Here is a 20,858-nt window from a genome sequence, read left to right on the forward strand (position 1 = left end):
ACCCTTACAACTTGAGAGTAGCAAAAAATCGTGACTTTGTAAATGAATTCTCAAACTTATTCTCTAAGAATACAGGTGTAAAAAAATGAGATGCATGCCACCTTATCATCATTTTTTGCTAAAAAATCAAAAAGTGTTATGTGTTATCCGTCTTTCACCCAAATTATTTTACCCTTAACCACATAAATGATAAACACTTTCTATGTTATTGTATTTTTCAGTTCTTCGATTTTTTTATTTTATTCATGAGAATTTACCGCTGAATTCATAAGAAAAACGACCATGCCCTCGACATGATCGTTTTCGATGATCCAATTTTCGTTAAATGGCATGATCTTGGGTGCGTCGGTAGTTAATAACTGCTCCTAGCATCAATGCGGATCCAACGATAATAAATGCAAGGATCCCCATTCCCCCGGTTGAAGGCAGGAAACCGCCTTGCGATACGTTTGGAATGTTTAAGGCAGTCTCATCGTCGTAAGACCCTGACTGGATCACAAAGTCCACGTCTTCTTCTAATAGCTGGAATCCATTCGGTGCTTTGACCTCGCGCAGTGCATATGAGCCCGCTGCCAGTCCGCTAACAACTACTTTTCCATCATTTGCAGAAACGATTTTGGCTGCGTTTTTCATCATGTCCTCGCGAGTCGTGTATTCTGTCCAGCCAACATTTTTTACTGCATCCAGTGTCATGTAATAGGTTTTGCTGTCTGCTTGTTTGATGACAACAAATTCTGCTCCACCCAGACCCTGTGTCTCTTTTCCATCCTCGTGTTTATGGAATTTATGACCGCCGACACCGATTGATGGCGGCTGCTCGGTTGGATCGATCGTCCATTCCTCGGATTGATCATCCTGCGTCAATTGAACCGCAAAATCATTGTCGATCTCAACATCGACAGGTGTATGCTCGGTCATCGATACGCCATAGTAAATTTCTACTTTCTTCCCTTTGTACTGGCTTAAAAACTCAGCGGTTTGTTTTGACTTGTTGAATTCTTCTGCATTGTCAGTGGCATTTTCCGCGTTTAACTTAGCCGTCAACGTGAATCCGGCATTTCCAGCATAGGGACTATCTGTGTTTTTGTACTCTTCCACGAAATTGGCTAAAAAGGCCGACTTTTGCGCATCTGTTAAGTCAGTCCCGCCAATCGCGATTTTGAAAATTCCTTCGAACTTCACACCGGTTTTGTTCAACTCATCTTTAAGGATCAGACGGGCATAGCGTGTCTGATTTTTCCCATCCTTCTCAATAATTTCTCCGATTTGATTGGGCATCGTAAAGGTCGCACGGTAGTTGATCAGTTTGCCGACTTCATAACCATAGTAATCGTCCGGTGCGTCAGGCAAAGCATCTCCATCTTCATCCAGCAATTCTTTTCCAACTTCTCCGGCAATTTTATTTTTCGGATATAAATGAACTTCATTCAATTCATTTTCCCCGCTCATCATTGGCAGTACCAAAATGGTTGGATTGGCATGCGCCGTCGCTCCAGTCGGCATTTCTTCTTCAAAGTAATACACTTTGTAAGTCCCGTCAGCCGCTCTTTTTACTAAACTTTTAAAAACAGCATCGCCAGCATCGTCGGTGATTGCATCTCCAGCCTTCGCAGCTCTCATATCAGAAAAAACATAATCCTTCATCAGCTGTTGAATTTTCTCTTTGTACTCCGCTTTAGTTTCTGAACCGTCTAATTGTTCGTCCAATTCCTTATAAAAATCAGCCGTAATGTCCCAAGCCGTAAATTTTACGCCCGGCAACCCTTCATACTGGTCCATGCCTGGCATCAATTCACCGGTATTTTGGATCGGTTTTGTTGGAAACTCATCCATCTTTTTCTTGTGCAAGGTTACTTTTACTGTTTCTTCTGCTGCAGAAGCTGCTGCTCCAGAATGGAATACTCCTGCCAGTAAAGGAATCAAGCATATCATTGCAGTGACCCATCGAACAACTTTTGTTTTCTTTTTCATTTATTTTTCCTCCTTGTTTGTTGTTTGAGACCTAGCGCCCCTACTAAAATCAGCAGCCCACCGAATACAGCACCATTTTCGAGAACCTCATTGGTTTGAGGAAGCCGCTTGCTTGTATTTGTTTGTACGTCTTTATTCCCTGTTGCTTTCGTTGCCGGAAGTTCTTTTGGCTTCTCAGTTGAAATTTTTGTTGTGTGCTTGCCGTGGATCTCGATCGCCCAATTCTCTGTTTTTCCGTTAACATCGTATTGTGGCAGAAAAAGAACGATCGGCACGAGCTGATGTTGACCTGTTTCCCCTTCAGCGATCAGCAAGTACCCCGCATCTTGTTCTTGCAGAAATCGTGGCAGAGTCAAACATGCCTTCCCCTCAGCATCGACGCTGATTGGCAATTCATTGACTTTTCTTAATTGCTCTTTGGCAATAAATGCTGCCATTTTTTCTTTCGTTGCTTGCTGATCCAGTAAAAATTCCTTTGCCGCCTTTTCTGACAGATTGTTGGTGTGTCGCCAAGACGTCAAATCATAAACTGTAAACGTAAGATTTTCGATCCCCTCAACCGTTTCTTCCCCTTCTAGCTTTGTATGTATCGACACTTGAACGTCAGCAGCCGGATCAAGTTCTGATGCGGCTGCTGGCATCATCGGTGACTGGATACTTGCAATCATGAGGAGGAGGCAGCCAAAAAAAAGCCTTCTTACTTTTTTCATCGTATTCCCTTCCTTTTGTTCAAAACAATCAATCCAAAACCTAGGCCACTTCCAGCTCCTAGAAACAACAAAGCTTTCGCTAAGATATCTTTCCTACCGATACCACCAGTATTGGGCAAAGGCCGCTTCACCATGTCGTTTCTGATTGTGATCGCTAGTTGGTTATTCTCCTCAGTTTCATCATACGCAACAACAGACGGATGATTCTCCAACCCTCTCACATAGTATTTGCCATCCAACACGTAAAGTTCGAATTTCAAAGCATCCTTCATACCGATGTAGCCGACAGGCGTTTTGGTTTCAGTCAGTCGATAGGTTCCCAATGATAGATTTTCAAACGTAAAGGTTGGCCCGTCCAGCTGCGCTTTTTCATAGTTGTCTGGACCATTTAGTTGAAAATTCGCTCCCTGAAGAGGTTGCTTTCGGTCATCCACCTTATGAACAACCAACGTAAGAGTCCTCTTCTGATTTTTAACAATATGCGGATTCGTAATTCCTTCAACTGCCGCTTCTACGCTTCTTCCGTCACTGGATTCAGTGACGATAATTTCGAAGTCAGGCATTTTTTGGTAGCCGGCAGGAACCTGCGTTTCTTCCACCTTGTAGCTTCCGATCGGCAAGTCTGGCAGATAAACGTCTCCCTTGTGATCCGGTTTAACCGTTGCAGCAGCAACGATTCCGTTCTCCATCCGTGTCACGGTAAACTGTGGTTTGTCATCCCCGATAAAAGGAGTATTGCTGTCTCCTCTAAGCTTGGTGAACAGGTAGTCTGTCGTCAGCAAGCTGTTGGTTATTTGAATCCCTTCACTTCCCATTGTCTTTGAGGTGAAGGTCGGATGATTGTAGCTGGGACTGCCGTAGCCGTAGACCCTGTCGCGGCCCTCCACCTTTTCAATCACGCGGTAGGTATGGTCGCTGCCAGCCGGGATGTCGTCAAATGTAGCTTGCCACTGATTCTCAGCGTGTAACTGCACCTGAGTAATATCTCTCCATTCACTGCCTGTTTTTTTCTGCAAAATGGCGTCAATTACTGGTGCTCGAAGTCCAAAATAATCCTCTGTCCCATTGAACTTGTCTACCCATGTTTTTTTAACCAGAATTGTAAAAGTTTCCGTTTCTGCTTTTACAGAAGGAATGCCAAAATCTAGTTGATCCTTTGAGCGCTCCGGTGTCGGCTGTAAAATCGTCCGCTTATTCGCTTGATACCAATGGCCGGAAATAAATCCAGGATCGTCCGTTTTTAATCGTATTCGGTACGACATTTCGATCTCTTGGTTGGCAGTTAAATTGAGATTTTCAACCTTGATTGTCCGCCGATCAGAAGAAAGCTGCACCGTAGGCATCGGGTCGATCGCGACTTGCTGATCGGTGTGGACTTGCCGGATCTGCGGTGTTCCAACCAGTTCAACCATATCACCTAATGGATCCGTGATCTCTCCTTTGTCAACGGTACGGATGATGGTCTGGTACCACTCCTTAAAATAGTCCACCAGCTCATTTTGGTTTTCTACATTGTGGAACAAATAGTCTTCCGCTGTATCCTGATGAGGCGTGCTTGTTGCATTGGCCTTCTTGGTAGAAAGCTTGTACAAGCCGCGAATCAATTCTGAGTTTGGATGGACCTCACTTAGATGACGAGTAATATTCAAGGAAATCGTATGGATCTCGATCCCTGAATCTTTTAAATCCATGGCCGTAGAATTTGCTGGAGTGATATGGCTGTTTATTCGCCCTGCATAAGCAGGAACAATTTTCGTAACATAGGTTTTTCCGCCGAGAAATTCCCCTTTTTTGTAATTCCCTTTTGAACCTGAATCATTCTTGATCAGCCGCCAGTTGTCATAATAGATGTTCTCATCTTCTTGATAACTCGTTGGCTTCCAGCTTAAATTTGGCGATCCGTCAGTCAAGATAAACAACATTTTTTTTCGTCCGGATCCTCCAGCCGCGTCAAACATATCTTTTGCTTCCTGCAATCCCCGTTGAGTAAACGTAGCTCCCATTGCTGTCGCTGTCTTGTATTCTTTTACCAAAGCATCCCACTGCCTCGGATCATTCGAAAGTTCGAAGGTGTTTTTTCCGCCTAGATGCGCAGAGCCCCAGGCATTGTTCGTGTAATCAGAAAAAATATGTCCACCAATACGAATGTTTTCTGCCGAAGGAACATGTACCTTCTTTAATTCGGCAATAAGTTTATCCAATGCTCGCTCGGCATTTCGCTTTCGTGTGGTCTCTGGATTCTCATTGTTAGGGTCCATTGAATCCGAATTGTCCAGCAAAAACAGAATATCCAGCCCCGGTCGATAGGTCGTATTCCCCCGAACGTTCACTTTGACAGTAAACTCATGTTCTGTGTCTGTTTCTGAAAGATATTTTCTTAACGAAAGATTGGGCGAGCTCGGATCATCTCCATAATGAATATAGGAGTTTGTGTGATCGTCTTGTGATACATCCCAGCTTTCCAGGCCGTCCCAACTACTCTGATTGGCTATGCCGCCTTGATGGTTAAGGACGTTGACCTGATCAGACGGCTGCCAAGCATACGCAGGATATGTCCCGGCATCTGATTTATATACGGGTACCTTATTGTTATACATTGATTCATAGGTCTTACTAGAAGAAAGCACCTCAGATTGGGGTGGAATTCCTTCACCTTCTGCCATACAGCCTATTCCTCGATTGGCTGCCCCTACTTTCATTGGCCACAAACTTAGAAAAATCGGAATAAGGAATACGAGGGTGATTCCTATTCGCAGTCTTCTCATTCCATAAAATACCTCCCATTTATTTCTCATCTACTACAACTATTTATTTTACCTAAATTAACGAAAAATATCTTATTTTTATTTTTCGAATAGCTAGTTATTTTAATATTAAATCAAGTTTTTAAACAAATAAACAAATCGTTTTGCGTTGTTATTAATCATTTTCGTTTATTTTTATTAAGCATTCTAAATATTCAATTTACACATATTTTTTTCTTAAAAAATAATGTTCACCAGTTTTTATAATAAAAAAATCGCAAAAAGATAACTTCAAGCAGTAACATTAATATAACTAAAGTTTTTTTATTATTTTATCCACTCTGCTTGCTGAATCCGCAAAAAAAGGCTGTCTGATAGTCACCAGTCAGCCTTCTCTTATTTACTTCTCTTTTTGTTCATTTCAATTCGTTAACTGATCAAACAGGGAAAAGCCATCAAAGGTTTCCCCATCGTAATACTTCATCAGCTGCTTGGGTGTCAGCTGCAAGGATGTTTGTTTTTCCTCTTCCGGTTGAAGCGCGACATACGATTGGTAGTTTTCCATTAAGCGGCGATACAGCTCTTTTTTAGTCGCTGCCTCTTCTGCGATAAAGGGTAGTTCGCGAAGAAAAGCGCTGTAGATCGGTCGATTTTCTACTATTTCGACCGGCAGCTCTATGACTGTAATGTTCATCTCTTGAAACAATTCCTTGTACATTCAAACAGCTCCCTTTTTGTTCAGCAGGCGATATTGCCGCGGGGTCATCCCAGTAGACTTCTTAAATTTCTTATAGAAAAACGCCTTGTCTCGATATCCTAAGTATTCGACGATTTCATGAATCGGTAATTCTGTGTGTACTAAGTAATCCTGCGCCAAAACAATTCTTTTTTCCATGAGGATTTCCGTAAAGGTCCTTCCGGTTTTTTCCTTTAACCGTGCAGAAAGGTAATTGGGATGAAAATGAAAATAAGCGGCGGCTTTCTCCAAAGTGATCGTTTGGATATGTAGGTCTAAATAAGCTAGTACCTCTTCGATCAGCTGATTTTTAGCAACATAGTCATCTTTTTGAATCAGCGCATGCTCGTGAAGCTGAGCGATCTCGACGATCAAAAGAACAAAAGCGGCCTTTGTTACTTTATTATTGAAATAGCACATTTTAACTATTTGCTTCAGCAGCAATAACGAATAAACATGAATATCAGATGTCGCGGGACAGCAATAGATCCGATAACGGCTGATCTGATGAAATTCCTCGCGAACGGCTTCCACAAAAAAACGATACAGCTCCCGCTCTTCAGAAAATTGTGTCAACAGCGAGTCGGAAAAGTACCCTGCCTTGAAATAAAAAGTCACGATCGCCGTTTCTCTATCACTGACTTCGTAGCGCACCGATGTTGGCGGGTTCACTAAAAACAAATGGCCAGCCTCATACTTTCTGGCGGTTCCATCTACTTCTACTATTGCCTCACCGTCTAAAAGATAAATGATTCTAGTATAACCGGTGGGGATCTCAATGGCTCCTTTGGCCTGCAACGTCACAAAGGCAGCAATCTCCCGTTTGACGTTGGTTTGAAATGCCTGCACTTCTTTTTGCATCGCCTGGTCATCCTGAAGGTAGCAATCTAAAGACGCGAGAAATTGATAAAAAGCTTCATAATGGGCTTCCTTGAAATAGACCATTCCAGCATCTCCTTACAAATGAACACGTTTTTCTTTATCTACACTATTTTTATTCCTAGAATAAGACCGTATAATAGCTTTATCATTATAACACCAATCATTGATTGAAACACTTTTTTGTATAATTTAGGAGGGAACCTATGAAAATTGGATTTATCGGAGCTGGTAATATGGCTTCAGCGATTGCCGAAGGTGTTGTTAAAAACGGCTTTAGCCAGGCGAATGATCTTTATCTTTACGACATCGCTACAGAAAAAGTACAAACATTTGCCGACCAACTCGGTGCGCATGCAGTTATTGATCCCCTGGAACTGATCCAAACCGTTGATCTTTTGATCTTGGCAGTCAAACCAAATGTGATCAAAGGTGTCTTAGAAGAGGCAAAATCAGCGATTTTAGCAAACCAGCCATTAGTGGTCTCGATCGCTGCTGGTACCAGCACAGAAGCTCTCTATGACGTATTCAAGACCGATCAGCCCATTCGTATCGTTCGAGTGATGCCAAACGTGAACGCGCTAGTTGGACAAGGCGCGGCTGCCGTCTGCGGCAATTCATTTGCGACCAAAGACGACGTAGAGACAGTCATCGCTCTATTCAATGCAATCGGAAAAGCTTGGCCTTTAGACGAACAATACTTCTCGATCTTTACCGCAATCGCCGGCAGTTCTCCTGCGTATGCGTTTCTATTTATCGATTCGATGGCTCGGGCTGCAGTGAAAAACGGGCTGCCTAAGGATATCGCTTTGGAGATGGCCACACAAGCGGTGTTAGGCAGTGCGGAAATGTTGAAAGACAGCAACGAAAATCCTTGGACCCTGATCGATCGGGTCAGCTCTCCTGGAGGAACGACCGTTGCCGGGTTAGTTGAGCTGGAAAACAATGCGTTTATCGCCACCGTGATCAAAGGCATCGATGCAACGATCCAAAGAGACCAAGAATTGAATCAAAAATAATCAAAACTGAGGTCGCAACTGGTCCATCGCCATTTCTTGTTTTACGCCTCAAACAAGAAGAACCCCGATTTTTTCAGGGTTCTTCTTGTTCTTCTTTTTACATATGAATCGGCAACCCTAGTCCTACTTCAGTTGCATCCATCACCATCTCAGAAAGCGTCGGATGTCCATGGATCGTTAACGCGATATCTTCAATCGTTAAAAACGATTCGATGGCCAACGTGATCTCCGCGATCAAATCACTGGCATTAACGCCTACGATCTGAGCCCCTAGCAGCAATTCTGTTTCTTCTTCGAAAACCAATCGTACAAAGCCTTCCGTCGCATTTAGCGACAATGCTCGGCCATTGGCCTGCATTGGAAAATTCGCTGTTTTGGCCTTGATTCCTTTTTCCTTAGCCTCAGCAAGGGTATACCCGACTGTCGCTACCTCTGGATCCGTAAAGCAGATCGACGGGATCGCACGATAATCTTTGGCAACGTTTTTCCCAGCGATCACTTCCGCCGCGATCTTTGCTTCATAGCTGGCTTTATGGGCCAATGCCAATCCCGGAACGATGTCACCGATAGCGAAAATCGATTTTGTGGTCGTTCGATATTGTTCATCCACTGTGACCAAGCCACGGTCACCAACGTTGACACCTGCTCTTTCTAACCCAAGATCATCTGTATTTGGCCGTCTTCCAACAGTGACCATGACATAATCTGCCTCGATCTTTTGTGTTTTGCCTTTCGTCTCAAATTCCACGAGGACACCGTTAGCAGTTTCTTCCGCTTTTTTTGCTTTGGCATCCGTAAAAATCTGCAAGCCTCTTTGTTGGAATTTTTTAGTTACCAGCTGCTGAATGTCTTTTTCAAAATTCGGCAAAATACTTGGTGTTCCCTCAATAATCGTTACTTCGGAGCCCAAATTGGCATAAGCGCCGCCTAATTCGGAGCCTACGATACCGCCGCCGATGATGATCAGCTTTTTCGGAACTTTTTTTAAGTTCAGACCGCCAGTCGAGTCCAAGATTCGACCACCGAATGCAAAACCGGGAATTTCGATCGGACGACTGCCTGTTGCGATGATCGCATGCTTAAATTCCAGTTTTTCGGGTCCCTTTTTTGTTTGGATCGCCAATGAATTTTTCCCTGTAAAGCTGGCCCGACCTTCGATCACTTCAGCACCATTCTTCTTCAGCAGCATCGCCACTCCCGAAGTCAGTGTTTTTACGACTTTTTCATTTTTCCACTTTTGAGTCTGCTCAAAATCAAGCTCGACTTCTTTGGTTTTTAAGCCTAAAAACGCAGAATCCTTTGCTTCTTGGTAACGATGTCCTGCGGTGATCAATGCTTTTGAAGGAATACAGCCCACGTTCAGACAAACGCCGCCCACATGCTCCGCCTCGATCACCGTAACTTTTTGACCTAATTGAGCGGCGCGAATCGCTGCGACATATCCTCCAGGACCTGCACCAATGACTACTGTATCGGTTTTCTTCGTCATGTTTCTCTCCACTCCATTTTGTTCTATTTGGTTACAGCAGCAAACTCATTGGGTTCTCCAGCAATTCAACGATCATACTTAAAAATTCTGATGCTGGTGCACCATCTACGACACGGTGGTCAAAAGATAAGCATAGATTTAGCGCAGAAACCCTTTTTACCTGTGGTCCTTCTTCGGTCTGCTCAACCACTACTTTGTCGTACATCCCGCCAACGCCTAAGATCGCTACTTCTGGCGCATTGATGATTGGGTTGAATTCTTTCACCTTGCTTCGTCCTAACGAGCTGACCGTGAAGGTTCCTCCACTCATTTCAGATGGCGTCAACTGGCCATTGCGTGCTTTGCCGGTTACTTCTTTGACTGCCTGCGTCAATGCACTCAATCCCATTGAATCCGCATGGTGAACAACAGGAACCACCAAGCCTTCTGAGACAGCTACGGCAACACCCATGTTGATTTCTTTAAACTGGCGAATGCCTTCGTCCAACCCATGAGCGTTGAATTCAGGGTGCGCCTTCAACGCAACCATCGTTGCTTTCATAATGATTTCCAAGAAGGATATCCGTTCCGAGGTTTGTTCTTCCACCATCGGCAGCAATTGTCCTCTAAGCTCTTTGACCTTAGTCATATCCACTTCAGCATTCATCGTGACATGCGGAATCGTGGTTTTGCTGGCAGACATCTTATCGGCGATTGCTTTACGCATCCCGCTCCAAGGAATCAACTCACTGGTGTCTGCTGCAACAGGATTCGCAGCAGCGGCCGGCTGTTCTTGGTAATTTGCAACGTCCTGTGCCTGAATACGGCCTTTGGGACCTGACCCATTGACCTTCTGCAGATCGATTCCCTTTTCACGTGCGATTCGACGTGCTGCCGGAGTGGCGCGAATATTTTTCGTATCTACCTTAGCCGGTTCTCGTGCTGCTGCTGATTTCTCTTCTTTCGTTTCAACAGCTGCTTCTTCTTTCGGTGCTTCTTTTGGTGCTTCTTCGCCAGATGGCATCTCAGCTGGAACTTCTTCCCCAGCTTCGCCAATATAGGCAATGACTGAATTGACCGGTGCACTCTCATCATCACCAATGTATTTCTTTAATAGAATTCCTTCATCATACGCTTCAACTTCGATGGCGATTTTATCCGTCATTACTTCGAAGATCGCTTCGCCGACTTCAACCGGGTCGCCTTCATTTTTCAACCAGGTCGTGATCGTTCCAACATCCATCGTTGAGCTCAATTTCGGCATTAAAACCTCGTGTGCCATGCTTTTCTCCTCCTTTATGCCATCAGTTCGCGACAAGCTTCAACAATATCTTCGACTTGCGGCACTGCTTTTCTTTCTAGCTCAGGATGGTACGGCATCGGAATTTCTTTGCCTGCCAAACGGACGATCGGTGCATCCAGAAAATCAAAGGATTCGCTTTCTGCGATCACACTGGCTAACTCTGCACTAAATCCGCTGCGCTTGACTGCTTCTGTCACCACAACAGCCTTGCCGGTTTTCATAACTGAATCTACAATCGTTTCTTTATCTAATGGTACCAAGGTTCTTGGGTCGACGACTTCAATATTGATGCCTTCTTCTGCCAAAATATCAGCCGCTTCCAAAGCTTTGTGAACCATAATGCCGGTAGCAACAACAGAGATATCTGACCCTTCTCGTTTGATATCCGCTACGCCGATCGGAATCGTGTATTTTCCTTCCGGCACATCCGAAGAGGTGCGGTAACATAGCTTGTGTTCATAAAACATAACCGGATTGTCATCTTCGATTGCTGCATGCAGCAATCCTTTTGCGTCATACGCAGTTGCCGGCTGGATGACCTTCAGACCCGGAATATGAGCCGTCCAGTTTTCTAAACTTTGGGAGTGCTGTGCGGCTGCTCCGGTACCAGAACCGCCTGGTGTCCGCATTACCAAAGGAATCTTGGCTTTTCCGCCATACATATAACGGATCTTAGCTGCCTGGTTCACGATTTGATCCAACGCGATCGTAATAAAATCAGAAAACTGAATTTCAAAAATCGGACGCATCCCAGTCATTGCTGCGCCGACAGAGGCTCCAGCGATCACCGATTCCGCGATTGGGGTCGAACGGATTCGTTCTTCGCCAAATTCTTCAAACATGCCGCGGCTGACCCCAAAGGCCCCTCCATAGATCCCAATATCTTCGCCCATCAAAAAGACGTCTTCATTTTCACGCATTGCTTCTGACATAGCTTCTCTTACTGCTTCTGAATAAGTGATTTCTCTCATCAACTTGCTCCTCCTATTTCGTTACTAGGGCAATCATTTTCTCGAAAAATGATTTTCATTCTTCCTATACTTTTCATCGCCTCAGCAATGGGTTAATCTGAGTAAACATCTTCGTACATACTTTCCATTTCTGGCATTGGGCTCTCTTCCGCAAACTTCACGGCATCTTCAATCGCTTGCTTGGATTCTACCCGAATTGTTTCTGCTTCTTCTTCCGTAAACAATCCAGCAGCAACAAATTTTTCTTTTGCCAGCTTGATTGGATCACGGTTTTTACGCCAATCTTCTTCTTCCTCTTTGGTTCGGTATTTCTTGGCATCCGATTTTGAATGGCCCTTCCAGCGATACGTCATTGCTTCGATCAAGGTCGGTCCTTCTCCACGCCGAGCTTTCTCTACGGCATCGTAGGTCGTATTGATGACTTCAATCAAGTCGTTGCCGTCGATCGTAATCCCTTCGATTCCATAAGCTTTTGCTCGTTCAGACAACTGGTCCACTCTCATCATGGTTTTAAACGGACCACTCATGCCGTATTGATTGTTTTCGATAAAATAAACCACTGGCAAATCCCAGATCGCTGCCAAGTTAACCGCTTCATGGAAGCTTCCTTCATTAGTAGAGCCGTCCCCTGCATAAGCCAGAGCTACATTATCCAAGCCCTTCATCTTGGCAGTCAAAGCTGCCCCTGTAGCAATTGGAAAACCGCCGCCAACGATGCCGTTTGCGCCTAGATTTCCTGTATCTAAATCGGCGATATGCATGGACCCGCCTTTTCCGTTGTTCGTTCCAGTCGTTCTTCCAAATAATTCCGCCATCATTTCATTGACGTTGCAGCCTTTAGCGATCGTTTGTCCATGTCCTCGATGGGTAGCAGTGATCCAATCTGTTTTTCTTAGAACCGCTCCGCTTCCTGCTGAGGAAGACTCTTGCCCAACTGCCAAGTGCGTCGTTCCATGGATCAATCCTTTCGCAAACAGCTGATCCACTTTTTCATCGAAATAGCGAATTTCCCACATTGTTCTGTAGACTTTTTTCAAGTCTTCATCAGTCAAACCTGCACGATTTGGCACGGACATTTTTGTTGTCTCTGACATAATTTACGCTCCTTTTCTTTCATTCATCTATAACTAGTTCTGCCCAAGCAAAACTTAGCGCTAATCCAATAATTTCTTGGCAGTCTCTTCATCAGTGATCAATACATTGACCAAGCCGCCTCTGAGCGCTGCTCGAATTCCCTCTGACTTCTCTTTTCCCCCAGAAACACCAATCCGCAACGGGATCTTCTTCAAATCATCTAAATTGATCGCCAACACCCGTTCGTTCCAAGTGCACTCTGCCAACTGGCCATCCTTGTCAATAAAGTTGTAGCAAATATCTCCGGTCACTTTGCGTTCCGACAATTCTGTCCGCAGATGATCGGAATCCGCTAACAAATACGTTTTGGTCATCGTAGAGTAGGCCGGCAACCCACCAATCCCTACCAAGGCAACATCGACACTTTTGGCTTCGTCAAACACATTTTTGATAAATGACTGCTCCATGAACACTCGTTTAGCTTCTGCTGAATCCACGGTGATCGGTGCATGCAGTTCAACCGCTCGCCCGTCGCATTTTTTAGCAAACAACTCGCAGACCACGTTGGCCTGCAGTGCCATGTGCTGCTGCCCCATGCCTCCAACCAATGGCAAAAAGCTAAGGTTTTCCATTTGATTCTTTTGCGAAAAATTCATCGCTGCTTCATGCACGACGGTTCCTGCAGAAACGCCGATCTTCTGATTCGGCTGTAAAATACGTGCCAAGTATTTTGCGGCGGTAATTCCAATTCGTTTGTTCAGCATCTCTACTCCAGTCGGAGCGATGCAAATGACTTCCTTCATGCCATATTGCTCCATGATCTTCTCTTCCAGCATCCGGTATGGATGTGCGAGATCATCATGAATGATAATTTCCACTAATCCTAAGTCTCGAGCTTTTGACAGATACTTTGATACCAATGAACGGCTGATATTGAATTTTTTTGCAACCTCGGATTGTTTAGCTCCTTCTTCGTAATACATCGAAGCAATTTCTACTAACAATCTTCGATCATCCGAGTAGCTCATGTTGTCCCTCCTGTATCTTCATTTGAATTGGCATCCTGATTGAACGAGTTTGAATCTAACACTTTGTTCACCTTTTAACATATGTTCTATAACGTGACATATGTTACACCTCAATAGTAGGTGGCTTTCAATCCATTGTCAACGCTATCATCGGATTTTCGTTCATATTTGGTGGATGTTCCCAAATGAATGCTGCCAGTCACAAATGTTCCGGCTTTTTTGAGACAACAAAAGCCATTGATCCCTGTTGTAAGCCGCCTCTAAAGCGTACTTCTGGTCTCAATGGCTTTGCATGCAGCTTGTTACGTCAATGCTTCGATTACTTTATCACAGCAGCCTTCCATTCCAAACTTAGTAATAAACGGAGTTCCATCGATTACGGGAACCTCGGTAGTAAATTTAGGCTGTCCGATGACTACAACGGCATCCACATCTGGATCAACCGTTTCTACTTCATAAATACTTTTGCCATATACATTGACGTCTATTCCTTTTTGGCTAAGATAGTCTTGAATATAATTTACAGCAAAATTACGCTTGTTATCTGATGTACCCGCTGCCACTAAAATTGTTTTCATAGAGTCTCCTTCTTTACTGTAATTAGTACGTTCGACCGCCGTCTGCCAACATAATTTGTCCATGAATATAAGAACTTTCCGGACTAGCCAAGAAAAAGGTCAGATTGGCAATATCCTCTGGCTGTCCAAAACGACGGATCGGAATTTTTTTCACTAATTCTGCGCGACTGGCCTCATCCGGATACAAATGATCCAAAATATCTGTTTGAATCACCCGAGGTGCCACTGCGTTCACATTGACTCCCTTTGGCCCTAGCTCTTTGGAGATCGTTCGCATCAAGCCGTGCTGTCCTGCCTTCGACGAAGCATAATGCGCGCCGCCGCCTGTTCCTGTGATCCCAGAACCGGATGTGATAAAGATGATCTTGCCTTGGTTGGAAAGAAAATCGTTATAAAAGGCTTTGATCGTATAAAATGACCCGTCCAAATTGATTTTCAGCACCCGCTGCCATTCCTCGATTGATATCTCTTCAACCGTATGCAGATAACTGATCCCCGCATTGACCACCAGCACATCTACTCGTCCAAAATGATCGAAAACGGTCTCACGTACCTGAGCAAGATCATCAAAGCGACTGACATCCGCATGGACAAATTCCGAACGAGCATAGGCAGAAAATTCCTGTGCGGTTTTCTCACCCACCTCACGATCAAAATCGACGATTACAGTATAGGCCCCTTCGCGAGCGAACCGCTCAGCGATCGCTTTGCCGATTCCTTTCGCAGCACCCGTCACTACAGCAACCTTTCCTTGCATTTCACCCACTGCTGCCCACGTCCTTATTTCAAGATTTCCACGATTTTTTTAACATCTTCTTCGATCCCTACTCCGGTTAAGAAGGATAGTGCACGAATCACTGGGATCGCATCACTTTCAAAAGAGGTCGTGGTGACCACCAAATCCGCATTTTCGATTTTTGACGGCAATTCTGCAACTTTGCATTGTTCCACAGTAGCAGGAATGCCATTTTTTTCCAATTCTTCTTTCACGCGCATACATACGACGGTCGAAGTCGCTACTCCAGTGCCGCACGCGATCAATACATGTTTTTTATTCATTTGTCCCTACTCCTTCTGATCCTGATTTTTTATCCGTTTGGTCCAGCAATCCATAATGGCGCTTGATGTCATTGCGAGTCCAGAACCACAATGCTCCGTAGCCCAACAGAGCAATGATTCCTGCCGCAAATTGCGGAACGTTTGATGGATCGATCAGCTTCAGCATGATCCACAAAGTGATGTGGCAGCTCATATCGATCCCTGAAATCATCGTTGCACCTTCTGGGAAAGCAAAGCCAACTGCATGCGCCATCGTGGTCGTCAATTCACCCAGGTTGGTGGCAATAAAGAACACGATACAAATAGATACAATGGCATTCAGCAAGCCGCGGAAAATATTTCCTTTCGAAGCGGCAATGGACCAAATAACGGTAAATGGCAATACAGCTAAATCGGCAAATGGCAGCATCCGGTTGTATGGCAATACAGCTGCCAAAACAATCGTGATCGGTACCATGATCAACGCACAAGTAATAATCGCCGGGTGAGCCGTAACTACTGCCGCATCCAAACCGATATACACTTCTTTTCCTGGGAAGCGTTTTTGAATAAACGTTTTTGCTGCTTCCGCAATTGGAGATAAACCTTCCATTAAAAGCGCTACCATTCTAGGCATCAAAATCATAACAGCTGACATCTGAACCCCTAATTGAATGATCGCCTTTGGATCATAGCCGGCTAATCCGCCCATACCTAGACCAAGGATCAAACCAATCATCATCGGTTCGCCGAAAATTCCTAATTTGTCTTTTAAGTTTTCTGCATTGATATCGATTTTGTTGATTCCAGGAATTTTATCCCAAATTTTATTTAAAGCATAGGTTATTGGTGCAAAGTTGACGGTCTCTCCATGAGGCAGTGAAATCCCTGGCAGTCCATAAAAATGTTCAACTGCTGGGGCTGTCCAGTCCGCCAGTTTGAAGATGACAAACGTGTTGATCAACGCACACACGATTGCGATCACGATTGAATTAGTCGCGTAATAGATCATTGCTCCCGGGAAAATCAAGTGCCAATAATTCCAAATATCTACGTCCATTGTTTTCGTTTGATTGAATCGCAGTAAAATAATATTAAAAATGAAAATTGCGGGAATCAAAACCACTGCGATCGGTGTTGCGAAGGTAATCGCTGCGCCGATCGGCCAACCAACATCCAAAATATCCAAGTTCAATCCTAAGCGGGCGATCATGGCCTGTGATGCTTGTCCAATCGAATCAGAAAGCAGCCCGATTACCAAGTTCAACCCGGTAAATCCGATCCCAACTGTCAACCCTGCACGGAACGAGCGACTCAACTTTTGACCCAAGATAACACCAAAAATCGTCAAAATAATTGGCAGCATCGCCGTTGCCCCTAGATCCAAAATAAAATTAACCCCAGCTTTGATCATCTCTAGCATTCTTTTCATCTCCTTAAATAGAATGAATCATTCTTGTATCCCTAATTGATTGTTTCCAACAACTGCTCTACTTCATCCATCTGCTCTCCGGCTTTTAGCAGGTGCAGATTTTTCTCTTCTTGGCATAAAGCGATCAGGCTTTGCAGCATGACTAATTGCTTTTCCGGTTCCTTAATCGCCAGCATAAAGACCAGTTCCACGTCCACATATTCTTGTTTGCTGGCCATGATCTCAAAGGTGACCGGCTGACTTAACACCCCAACTAAAAACCCTTCTTTGATCACATGCTCCGAATCCGTGTGCGGAATCGCCACACTGATCCCTGGTGTCGGAAGTCCTGTTGGAAAGACTCGTTCGCGTTCGATTACCGCGTGTTGATAGCTTTCCTTGACAAAGCCCTCTTCCATCAGAACACTGCTCATCTTTTTCAATAATTCTTCTTTGTCGGTTTCATCAAATACACAATATAGATAGTTTTGTTTGTCATCGCATAATATTTTTTTCATATCAAAATCCCATCACTTTGTCTTCCATTTTTTTTAATTCGATCATGATCTCTTCTGGTGTCTGGCAAGCGCTCATCCGCGGCAAAAAGTTTTCTGTGGCTAAAATCTCTGTAAAATAGTACAAACACGTGCCGATCGACCGTCCTTCCGGCAAGCTGAAGGCGATTACGTATTTTACTGGATCATTCTTTTTATGATTAAATTTGACCGGCTCCTTCAATCGAACAAAGCTGGCACCGATTCTTAGTGCCCCTTGCGATGCTTCAGCATGAGGAATCGCTACGCCTGGAGAAATGACGATATATGGGTCTGTTCCCTCGATGAATTGAATCATCCCTTCGATATATTCCTTCGTAACGTATTGATCCTGCAGCAAAATGCTGCCTGCTCTGCGAACGGCGGCCTGCCAATCCGCGGCGGCATAGTCCAGTTCAATGTGATCCAAACGTAAAATAGCGGACAATCGAAGGATTTCTTTGGTCTCTAACGACATTTGCTCATTCAGCCGATAAAACTGCTCTAAATCATTTAAAAAATTCTGTTGATTTTCTTCGTCTACATACTTTTCAATCACGGGTAGAAAACTTTGGATCAGCTTCTCTTCTTTGGTCATCAAATAATTTTGATCGATAAATTGTTGAGGTTTGATTTTATAGATGGCTTTTTGAATCGTGATAATATCATCTTCGGTCAAAATCGGATTGACCAGCACCACTGGTGATTTTTCGTATTGTAAAGGGACGGTCGAAATAATCAAGTCCTGATTTTGCGGTTGGATCTTTTGCAAGGTGTGGGAAGAATCGACGGACACGATCTCCAAATGAGGAAAAGCCGCTATCAGCTTCACCTTGATCAATTGTGCCGTGCCGCTTCCCGAATTACAGACCAGTCGAATTCGGATCGGCCCTTGCGCGGTCGTATTGATCGTGTTTTCCAGAATCGCCATCACATACATCACGATGAAGGACAATTCATGATCGGTAACTTGCTTGCCTAAATAGTGTTCGATCTTTTTCAGATGCTTCTTCACCAGCGGAAAAATCTCTGTATAGGATTGATAAACTTCTTCATACAACGCATTTTGAACACTGCTGTTTAACTTAATGCGATAAATCAATAATTTCAAATGGTTCTCCAGCAATTCAAACAGATCACTATTCAGGTAATACTTGATGTTCAGCTCTCGTGCCAAATGAAAGATGAATTCATTGATCAAAATCTGGATTTCGATCGAATCGATCTTTCGGCTGTTGTTCTTGATATAACTTTTACTGCGCAAGATCGATACCAGATAATCCGTCTCGCCCTGGTTCATCTCCAATGAATAATACTGGCTCAATTTTGCAATGATCGCTTCAGCAAAATTGTACTTTGAGCTTTCCCGCAACTTTCGAAACTCGTAGGAATCTTCGATCGAATAGCCCAGCTGCAGCCGCTCCAGCATGATCAACAGATAACAGACCACCTCTTGGTAAGAAAAGTCCGACAGCTCGATTTCCTGCTGCTTTTCTACCTCCAGCAGCAGCTGGCCGACCTCCCGGTAGCGTGTATGCTTGTCGATGATATCCAGCAGCAGATTTTGAAAAATATTGTTCTCACTGCTGAAGGCATAATCATAATCATTGTCGAACAAGCCGTTGAAGATGATCAGTTTCGTCATTGCTGCACGAATTTTTTGTTCATCCCCTTTGACTTTGTACCCTTTCCCCACTGCTGAGTAGAGGACCAGATCGTTCCGTTGAAACCACAACTTCAGCTCTTCAATGTCGCTGACAAGTGTGTTGCGGCTGACCAGAACGTATTCAGACAGGTAATAGGTTGTAACATAGTCATTGCTGGTAACAAGCAATAACGCTAAGATCGTTCGGCGTTCATCTTGAGACAAGTGATAATCTTGAAAGGAACCGTATGTTTTTAACAGTTCGTTTAGATCGACCTCCTTTGAAATCTGCAAATGCCCGGCTTCGTCAAAAATGATTTTTGCGTCGTTGTTTTCTTCTAATCGAAAGTTGATTTCTTTGATGTCATTCCGAATCGTTTGATTAGAAACCTTAAACAAATGAGCATAACTGTGCAACGTTTGCTTTTTTCCATGTAAAATATCCAATAGAATTTTGTTGACTCTTCGATTCACACCTATCACCTCTACACTTCTCATTATATTTTCATTCGATTATTTCACAAGACCAATCCTTTTTACCGCGCCATCAAAAAAATTGTACTAGAACAAGGATTGCGAAAGGAAAAGGAACATGTTAGGCTGAAGGAAATAAAAGATTCTTCTTATATAATAACATCTATCCCTCTACAATAAACTAAGGATGATGTTTAAAAATGAAGGCATTGAGAAAAGTAGCGTCAGGCTATGGAAATCTGGAAATTTCTAATGAAAAAGCAGTCTCTCCATTAGAGGGTGAAATGAAGATTCGTGTTTTAGCAACCGGGATCTGCGGGTCGGATATTCATGCATTAAAAGGAGAATATAACAAACAGATCCCTTTGACACTAGGACATGAGTTTGTTGGAGAAGTCGATGAGATCGGTCCAAGTGTAACAGATTTTAGTACAGGCGATCGCGTCTTCAGTGAAACAACCTTTGAAGTTTGTGAAAAATGCGTCTACTGTCAGCAGGAAGAATTCAACCTCTGCAGCCATCGAAGGGGCATCGGAACACAGGTGGATGGGAGTTTTGCGGAGTATGTGATCGTGAAAGCTGCCCGCTGCCATCTGCTACCGCCAGAAATTGACACGAAGGTCGCAGCGATGATGGAGCCGCTAGCTTGTTGCATCCATGCGGTGATGGAGAAAACCACGGTCGCTGCCGGAGAAAAAATTGCTGTGTTTGGACCTGGTCCAATTGGCATGCTGCTGGCAGCTGTCTTGGTTTCTTTAGAAGTAGAGGTCTATTTGATTGGAATTACGAAGGACCAAAAACGGCTGGCTCTGGGCAAACAATTAGGCATCCAACATATCATCGATAGTCAAAAGCAGGATTTGGATGAGTATATCCAGAGCCACACAGATGGCATCGGTGTAGATCAGGTCTTTGAATGCTCCGGCAGTCCAATTGCTGTCCTGCAGGCGATGACCATTTTGAAGAAAAAAGGCCGCTTGATCCAAGAGGGACTGTTCGCTAAAGACATGAATGAGATCAATATGAGTTTGCTGATCCACAAAGAACTGGAATATATCGGTTCGAGGACTCAAAAGCCCAGTTCATGGCGTAAAACATTGGCCTGGCTGCAGGAAAAACAGGTCGATCTCACACCGATCGTGACCAAGACACTGCCGCTGGAGCACTGGGAGGAAGCCTTTGAATTGGCAATGAATGGTGATGAATTAAAGGTTTTGATGATTCCATCAATGAACTAGACAAAAAACGGGGAGATCACAGTGGATTTCCCCGTTTT

18 protein-coding genes are annotated in these 20,858 nt (G+C 44.0%); 2 read left to right on the top strand and 16 right to left on the bottom strand.

Annotation, left to right across the window (positions count from 1 at the left end; all coding sequences use genetic code 11):
* Window positions 1–321: 321 nt before the first annotated feature.
* The 5 genes from NRIC_RS11265 to NRIC_RS11285 form a co-directional block, all read right to left on the bottom strand.
* The gene (locus NRIC_RS11265) at window positions 322–1,971 is read right to left on the bottom strand and encodes a SpaH/EbpB family LPXTG-anchored major pilin (protein WP_146622809.1); all 1,650 of its coding nucleotides are present in this window, start codon (window positions 1,969–1,971) and stop codon (window positions 322–324) included.
* On the bottom strand, window positions 1,968–2,681 hold the full coding sequence (locus NRIC_RS11270) for a pilin N-terminal domain-containing protein (protein WP_146622810.1): 714 nt from the start codon (window positions 2,679–2,681) through the stop codon (window positions 1,968–1,970). The genes NRIC_RS11265 and NRIC_RS11270 overlap by 4 nt, the downstream gene beginning before the upstream one ends.
* Complete coding sequence (locus NRIC_RS11275) at window positions 2,678–5,446, bottom strand: SpaA isopeptide-forming pilin-related protein (protein ID WP_175580065.1); 2,769 nt, start codon at window positions 5,444–5,446, stop codon at window positions 2,678–2,680. The genes NRIC_RS11270 and NRIC_RS11275 overlap by 4 nt, the downstream gene beginning before the upstream one ends.
* 400 nt (window positions 5,447–5,846) lie before the next feature.
* Window positions 5,847–6,143: a hypothetical protein gene (locus tag NRIC_RS11280; protein ID WP_146622812.1), complete on the bottom strand. Its 297-nt coding sequence runs from the start codon at window positions 6,141–6,143 to the stop codon at window positions 5,847–5,849.
* Window positions 6,144–7,106, bottom strand: coding sequence for a helix-turn-helix transcriptional regulator (locus NRIC_RS11285; protein WP_146622813.1), 963 nt, complete (start codon window positions 7,104–7,106; stop codon window positions 6,144–6,146). It lies immediately after the preceding gene.
* Window positions 7,107–7,246: 140 nt separating this feature from the next.
* Between NRIC_RS11285 and proC the strand changes: the two genes are divergently transcribed.
* A complete protein-coding gene (gene proC, locus NRIC_RS11290; RefSeq protein WP_146622814.1) occupies window positions 7,247–8,059 on the top strand; it encodes a pyrroline-5-carboxylate reductase in 813 nt (270 codons plus the stop codon).
* Between the two features lie 97 nt (window positions 8,060–8,156).
* Here the strand turns inward: proC and lpdA are convergent, their stop codons facing one another.
* The 11 genes from lpdA to NRIC_RS11345 form a co-directional block, all read right to left on the bottom strand.
* Window positions 8,157–9,548, bottom strand: a complete 1,392-nt coding sequence (gene lpdA, locus NRIC_RS11295) for a dihydrolipoyl dehydrogenase (RefSeq protein WP_146622815.1) — start codon at window positions 9,546–9,548, stop codon at window positions 8,157–8,159.
* A gap of 31 nt (window positions 9,549–9,579) precedes the next feature.
* Window positions 9,580–10,809 carry a dihydrolipoamide acetyltransferase family protein gene (locus NRIC_RS11300; RefSeq protein ID WP_146622816.1) on the bottom strand — a complete coding sequence of 410 codons (1,230 nt, stop codon included), beginning with the start codon at window positions 10,807–10,809 and terminating at the stop codon, window positions 9,580–9,582.
* A gap of 14 nt (window positions 10,810–10,823) precedes the next feature.
* Complete coding sequence (locus tag NRIC_RS11305; protein WP_146622817.1) at window positions 10,824–11,801, bottom strand: alpha-ketoacid dehydrogenase subunit beta; 978 nt, start codon at window positions 11,799–11,801, stop codon at window positions 10,824–10,826.
* A 92-nt stretch (window positions 11,802–11,893) separates the two neighbouring features.
* Window positions 11,894–12,895 carry a thiamine pyrophosphate-dependent dehydrogenase E1 component subunit alpha gene (locus NRIC_RS11310; protein WP_175580066.1) on the bottom strand — a complete coding sequence of 334 codons (1,002 nt, stop codon included), beginning with the start codon at window positions 12,893–12,895 and terminating at the stop codon, window positions 11,894–11,896.
* Window positions 12,896–12,955: 60 nt separating this feature from the next.
* Complete coding sequence (locus NRIC_RS11315; protein WP_146622819.1) at window positions 12,956–13,903, bottom strand: sugar-binding transcriptional regulator; 948 nt, start codon at window positions 13,901–13,903, stop codon at window positions 12,956–12,958.
* A gap of 302 nt (window positions 13,904–14,205) precedes the next feature.
* Window positions 14,206–14,544: a PTS sugar transporter subunit IIB gene (locus NRIC_RS11320; protein ID WP_227873789.1), complete on the bottom strand. Its 339-nt coding sequence runs from the start codon at window positions 14,542–14,544 to the stop codon at window positions 14,206–14,208.
* Window positions 14,504–15,238, bottom strand: coding sequence for an SDR family NAD(P)-dependent oxidoreductase (locus NRIC_RS11325; protein ID WP_146622845.1), 735 nt, complete (start codon window positions 15,236–15,238; stop codon window positions 14,504–14,506). The genes NRIC_RS11320 and NRIC_RS11325 overlap by 41 nt, the downstream gene beginning before the upstream one ends.
* A 23-nt stretch (window positions 15,239–15,261) precedes the next feature.
* Window positions 15,262–15,540 (bottom strand): PTS sugar transporter subunit IIB, encoded by a 279-nt coding sequence (locus NRIC_RS11330; protein WP_146622820.1) that lies wholly within the window; start codon window positions 15,538–15,540, stop codon window positions 15,262–15,264.
* Window positions 15,533–16,942, bottom strand: coding sequence for a PTS galactitol transporter subunit IIC (locus NRIC_RS11335; protein ID WP_146622821.1), 1,410 nt, complete (start codon window positions 16,940–16,942; stop codon window positions 15,533–15,535). The genes NRIC_RS11330 and NRIC_RS11335 overlap by 8 nt, the downstream gene beginning before the upstream one ends.
* 41 nt (window positions 16,943–16,983) lie before the next feature.
* Window positions 16,984–17,448 carry a PTS sugar transporter subunit IIA gene (locus NRIC_RS11340; RefSeq protein WP_146622822.1) on the bottom strand — a complete coding sequence of 155 codons (465 nt, stop codon included), beginning with the start codon at window positions 17,446–17,448 and terminating at the stop codon, window positions 16,984–16,986.
* Between the two features lies 1 nt (window position 17,449).
* The gene (locus NRIC_RS11345) at window positions 17,450–19,582 is read right to left on the bottom strand and encodes a BglG family transcription antiterminator (RefSeq protein ID WP_146622823.1); all 2,133 of its coding nucleotides are present in this window, start codon (window positions 19,580–19,582) and stop codon (window positions 17,450–17,452) included.
* A 200-nt stretch (window positions 19,583–19,782) separates the two neighbouring features.
* On the opposite strand from NRIC_RS11345, the gene NRIC_RS11350 reads away from it, so the two are divergent.
* A complete protein-coding gene (locus tag NRIC_RS11350) occupies window positions 19,783–20,820 on the top strand; it encodes a zinc-binding dehydrogenase (RefSeq protein WP_146622824.1) in 1,038 nt (345 codons plus the stop codon).
* Window positions 20,821–20,858 lie beyond the last annotated feature (38 nt).

Origin of the sequence: Enterococcus florum (genome assembly GCF_004309355.1) — a bacterium.
Classification (GTDB): domain Bacteria; phylum Bacillota; class Bacilli; order Lactobacillales; family Enterococcaceae; genus Enterococcus_A; species Enterococcus_A florum.

Excerpts from the sequence above, each read along its gene's own strand:
- NRIC_RS11265 (WP_146622809.1), bottom strand. The coding sequence starts at position 1,971 with ATGAAAAAGAAAACAAAAGTTGTTCGATGGGTCACTGCAATGATATGC.
- NRIC_RS11270 (WP_146622810.1), bottom strand. The coding sequence starts at position 2,681 with ATGAAAAAAGTAAGAAGGCTTTTTTTTGGCTGCCTCCTCCTCATGATT.
- NRIC_RS11275 (WP_175580065.1), bottom strand. The coding sequence starts at position 5,446 with ATGAGAAGACTGCGAATAGGAATCACCCTCGTATTCCTTATTCCGATT.
- NRIC_RS11280 (WP_146622812.1), bottom strand. The coding sequence starts at position 6,143 with ATGTACAAGGAATTGTTTCAAGAGATGAACATTACAGTCATAGAGCTG.
- NRIC_RS11285 (WP_146622813.1), bottom strand. The coding sequence starts at position 7,106 with ATGGTCTATTTCAAGGAAGCCCATTATGAAGCTTTTTATCAATTTCTC.
- proC (WP_146622814.1), top strand. The coding sequence starts at position 7,247 with ATGAAAATTGGATTTATCGGAGCTGGTAATATGGCTTCAGCGATTGCC.
- lpdA (WP_146622815.1), bottom strand. The coding sequence starts at position 9,548 with ATGACGAAGAAAACCGATACAGTAGTCATTGGTGCAGGTCCTGGAGGA.
- NRIC_RS11300 (WP_146622816.1), bottom strand. The coding sequence starts at position 10,809 with ATGGCACACGAGGTTTTAATGCCGAAATTGAGCTCAACGATGGATGTT.
- NRIC_RS11305 (WP_146622817.1), bottom strand. The coding sequence starts at position 11,801 with ATGAGAGAAATCACTTATTCAGAAGCAGTAAGAGAAGCTATGTCAGAA.
- NRIC_RS11310 (WP_175580066.1), bottom strand. The coding sequence starts at position 12,895 with ATGTCAGAGACAACAAAAATGTCCGTGCCAAATCGTGCAGGTTTGACT.
- NRIC_RS11315 (WP_146622819.1), bottom strand. The coding sequence starts at position 13,903 with ATGAGCTACTCGGATGATCGAAGATTGTTAGTAGAAATTGCTTCGATG.
- NRIC_RS11320 (WP_227873789.1), bottom strand. The coding sequence starts at position 14,544 with ATGGACAAATTATGTTGGCAGACGGCGGTCGAACGTACTAATTACAGT.
- NRIC_RS11325 (WP_146622845.1), bottom strand. The coding sequence starts at position 15,238 with ATGCAAGGAAAGGTTGCTGTAGTGACGGGTGCTGCGAAAGGAATCGGC.
- NRIC_RS11330 (WP_146622820.1), bottom strand. The coding sequence starts at position 15,540 with ATGAATAAAAAACATGTATTGATCGCGTGCGGCACTGGAGTAGCGACT.
- NRIC_RS11335 (WP_146622821.1), bottom strand. The coding sequence starts at position 16,942 with ATGCTAGAGATGATCAAAGCTGGGGTTAATTTTATTTTGGATCTAGGG.
- NRIC_RS11340 (WP_146622822.1), bottom strand. The coding sequence starts at position 17,448 with ATGAAAAAAATATTATGCGATGACAAACAAAACTATCTATATTGTGTA.
- NRIC_RS11350 (WP_146622824.1), top strand. The coding sequence starts at position 19,783 with ATGAAGGCATTGAGAAAAGTAGCGTCAGGCTATGGAAATCTGGAAATT.